General features: G+C 57.3%; 5 protein-coding genes. 2 read left to right on the forward strand and 3 right to left on the reverse strand.

Annotated elements, in window-relative coordinates; genetic code table 11:
* Positions 1 to 69: 69 nt before the first annotated feature.
* From WA989_RS11195 to WA989_RS11205, 3 genes are all read right to left on the reverse strand, one after another.
* Positions 70 to 480 carry a GNAT family N-acetyltransferase gene (locus tag WA989_RS11195; RefSeq protein ID WP_424340584.1) on the reverse strand — a complete coding sequence of 137 codons (411 nt, stop codon included), beginning with the start codon at positions 478 to 480 and terminating at the stop codon, positions 70 to 72.
* A 115-nt stretch (positions 481 to 595) separates the two neighbouring features.
* Entirely contained in the window at positions 596 to 1,225 is a 630-nt protein-coding gene (locus WA989_RS11200) for a DUF2306 domain-containing protein (RefSeq protein ID WP_424340585.1), read from the reverse strand.
* Positions 1,222 to 2,034: a class I SAM-dependent methyltransferase gene (locus WA989_RS11205; protein ID WP_424340586.1), complete on the reverse strand. Its 813-nt coding sequence runs from the start codon at positions 2,032 to 2,034 to the stop codon at positions 1,222 to 1,224. Before WA989_RS11205 ends, WA989_RS11200 begins: the two co-directional genes overlap by 4 nt.
* 97 nt (positions 2,035 to 2,131) lie before the next feature.
* Between WA989_RS11205 and WA989_RS11210 the strand changes: the two genes are divergently transcribed.
* Both WA989_RS11210 and WA989_RS11215 read left to right on the forward strand, forming a co-directional pair.
* Positions 2,132 to 3,022 carry a LysR family transcriptional regulator gene (locus WA989_RS11210; RefSeq protein ID WP_424340587.1) on the forward strand — a complete coding sequence of 297 codons (891 nt, stop codon included), beginning with the start codon at positions 2,132 to 2,134 and terminating at the stop codon, positions 3,020 to 3,022.
* Between the two features lie 162 nt (positions 3,023 to 3,184).
* A partial coding sequence (locus WA989_RS11215; RefSeq protein ID WP_424340588.1) for an acyl-CoA transferase occupies positions 3,185 to 3,569 on the forward strand: 385 nt, incomplete at its 3' end.

Genomic DNA, 3,569 nt, shown 5'->3' on the forward strand with positions numbered 1-3,569 from the left:
AGAAATCTCCTCCAGCCGCTCCTCAATGCTCCAGAACCCCGACTGCTTCGCCATCGCTACCTCCACATCTCACAGCCAGTGAATCACTACAGCCCGCGTCGCGGTAGGGGTTTCCGGAGGTGTCCAGGTTACGTAGGGGATACGCTCATCAGCAACGGCGAACTCAATTGCTTTTCTTGAGATGCGTGTGCCTAATCCAAAGGAATTTGGCTTGAGAACCAGACCATAGTCCCACTCTTCTCCCTCCCTTTGGAAACCACCCCAACCGACATATTTATCGTTTATCAGTATGGCCCAATGGCCAAGTCCATCCCGACTCCAGCATTCTTCTTTTTTGGCGACAAATTTGGTAACGGCAGCTTCATCCCATTCTAAAGTCAGAAGGGGCATATGCTTTGCAACACGAGGATCAGACATATGGGCAATAATTTCGGTCGGACCAATCTTGGGCAATCGAGTGAATTTAATCTCGTGTCTCAATCGAGTTTCCAGCTAATTTAGTTTTATTGTACTCATAGTTGAACGCCTGTTTCCGAACAACAGTAGACAGCTCAGTAACGTCAATATCAGCTCAAGTTGAATGTTCTGATGGGGCTCAGAGCAGCCGCCTGATCAGAACTTCGGCAACCAGCAGGTTTAGACCCCACGCGAACACCATCAGACCATCGCGCATCGATCCCATCGCCTCGGACCCGACAATGACGATCCAGCCGATCCCTAAGATTGCCTGCGTCGATGCGCCTTGACCGATTGCATAGGCGCGCAGCATCGAGGCGCTGTGCTGAAAGACATTTCGAGACCTGATCGCGATCACGGCCCAAACAATAAGACCAATCATCAGGGACCCAAGCACCATCCTGACCCAATAGAGCAGGTTTCCCTGAAGGTCTCCGGGGAAGACGTAGGTGTGCGTCATCCACAAACCGCTCGCGGCCGAGATGCCTCCCGCGATCACGATGATGCGCCCGACTGCGCGGTGTGTTGCGCGATGATGTCGTCTGATGCTCGGCAAGAACAGCAAAGCACCGACGATACAGAACAGAAAGCTGGTCAGGATGTGGAGTGTTATGGGAAAGGGATCGGACAGAGCGCGTGGGTTTTCGGGGGCGATGGCCGGGCCGCCTGCCAGTTCAAGCACGCGTATCAAGCCACCGACGGCGGGGATGAAAGAATAGACCATGATGCAGGCCAATAGTGTCCACTCGGACCGGCTGAGGGACTTCATGGCACGCGGTCTTCGTGCGTGGCGGGGTAGCTGATCTGCGCTCTTCCGGGGCCCTCAACAGGTTTCTGCGCCCAAAAGGCCACGCTGGCTTGGCCCGCGCAGGATCCCAGGCTGACCGGTTGAAATCCGATGTTCTCCAGGTGGCAATCGCGCAGCCATGTGACGCCCTGCTGCTCGGACACCGCCCAAGTGCGCCAACGTAGCTGAATGAACGTGCCAAAGACGGATCGCCGCGTCATGCAGACAAACAGCACACCGCCCGGTTTCAAAACGCGGATCATTTCGGTGAGGGCGCGTTGGGGTTCCGGAAGATGCTCAAGGACGTGTGCTGCCATGACGACGTCGAAATATTGATCCGCATAGGGGATCGAGAGGATGTCGGCTTGTTCAAGCTGGGCTGACATCCCGGCTCGGCGCACCTCGGCGTCCGCTGTGACCAGCATCTCGCGTGAAACATCAATCCCGTGGTACAGAATGGGATCCGGCAAGATATTGCTCAACGCTATCGACAGGCTTCCAGTCCCAATTCCGCAGTCAAGCACCCGCGCGTCTGGCCCCGCATCTGCAAGCACTGACACAGCGCCACATGCAAGCAGCGGTGTTCGGTACGCGGTTTCAAGCTGGAAACGGCGCGATGTCTGAGCCCAGCTTTCGGAAGCAGCGTCATACCGACGGGTAAGGTCTTGCTGGGCATGAGGGCGGCGATTGATTGCGACTTCCCACGAGCCGAACCAGTGGCTGGTCATCGGGATTGTTTTCGGACCCAAGGGGCTTTGTAAGGGTCTGACCGTTTGCATGTTCAGCTTCATTGCGACCACCTGTCTGCCTAAGAACGTCTTTGACCTTGTCCTAGACCGACCGCATGAAATACGAAATTGCGCATCTTTCTAGTTCTGGTATACGCAGATGATGGAGTGGCAAAGATCAGCCTTTGACTGGAATCAGGCACGCGCATTTCTTGTAACGGCTGAGGAAGGGTCACTGTCAGCGGCGGCCCGCGCCCTCGGGCTGACGCAGCCGACACTCAGCCGACAGGTCGCAGGTATCGAAGAGGCGCTTGGTGTGACGTTGTTTGAACGGACATCCCGTGCGCTGCTCCTGACGCAGTCAGGCACAGAGCTGCTTGAGCACTTTCGCAGCATGGGGGATGCCGCAAACCGCATCTCCCTGACAGCGACGGGCCAATCCCAGACCGTGACAGGCAAGGTGGTCATCGCAGCGACCAACGGCATGGCGACCTATTTCCTGCCGCCGGTCCTCAAAGAGTTGCGGACCAAGGCACCGGAGCTTCAGATTGAGATTATTGCCTCAAACGAGATGAGCGATTTACGGCGACGCGAAGCCGACATCGCAATCCGGCACACGCGCCCTCAGGATGATAACCTAATCGCGAAACGTCTGCGTGACATGACGGCACAGCTTTATGCGTCAACGCAGTATCTGAACGAAGTTGGCCGTCCGTCACATGCCGCTGATCTTGCGAAGATGCAATTTGTTGGGTTCGACGATCCCGAACGGCGACTCGGGCTCATGACATCGCGCGGGGTCAATCTGACAACTGCGAATTTCAACTGTCTCACGGAGAGCGTGACACTTTCGGTAGCACTCATTCGGCAGGGCTTCGGGATTGGAATTCTTCCGGTTGAGATTGGCGAGGCATATCCCGAGCTCGAAAACCCGTTTCCCGCGTTCGAACAAATCAAGGTCGAAATCTGGCTGGTGGCACACCGAGAACTTAGAACCAACCTACGAATTCGGCTCGTTTTCGACCTGTTGGCGGATGGTATTGGACAGTAAGAATCCAGTTTTACCTAAGGTGGGCTTCGAAGCTGTCGGCTTCCCGGTGACTTCACACCAAGGACCGGTTGGTGCGTTTTACGGCAGTTCATCTGCATCGCAGCAATCAACAGTTTGGACCCGGAGCAGCCGTCCGTGAAGCCATCAGCCTCGGAATAAGAAATGCCAACCACCTTTGAGACCATCCTCACCGCGCTTTACGCGCGGCTGCAGCCGCTTGCCGCCCTTGTTCTGCGCGACGACGTTCTGCCCGAGCGGATCCCGGCGGCGGGGCTGATCATCCTGCGCGATGGCCAGCCCGGCGAGCCGGAAGTAACGCTGTCGCCACTGCGCTACCACTATCAGCACCGGGCCGAGCTCGAGGTGGTCGTCCAGGCTCCGAATGGCCGCGCTACGGTCTTTGACAGCCTGATCGCCGATATCGGCGCGGCGCTGGAGGCCGACCGGACGCTGGGCGGGCTCTGCGATTGGGTCGAGCTCGAGGCCCCGGCCTCGGTCGATCTGCCGGTCGAGGGTGCCGCGGCACTCAAGGCGGCGGTGATCACCG

It is taken from the genome of Henriciella sp., from assembly GCF_049649345.1.
Taxonomy (GTDB): Bacteria; Pseudomonadota; Alphaproteobacteria; order Caulobacterales; family Hyphomonadaceae; genus Henriciella.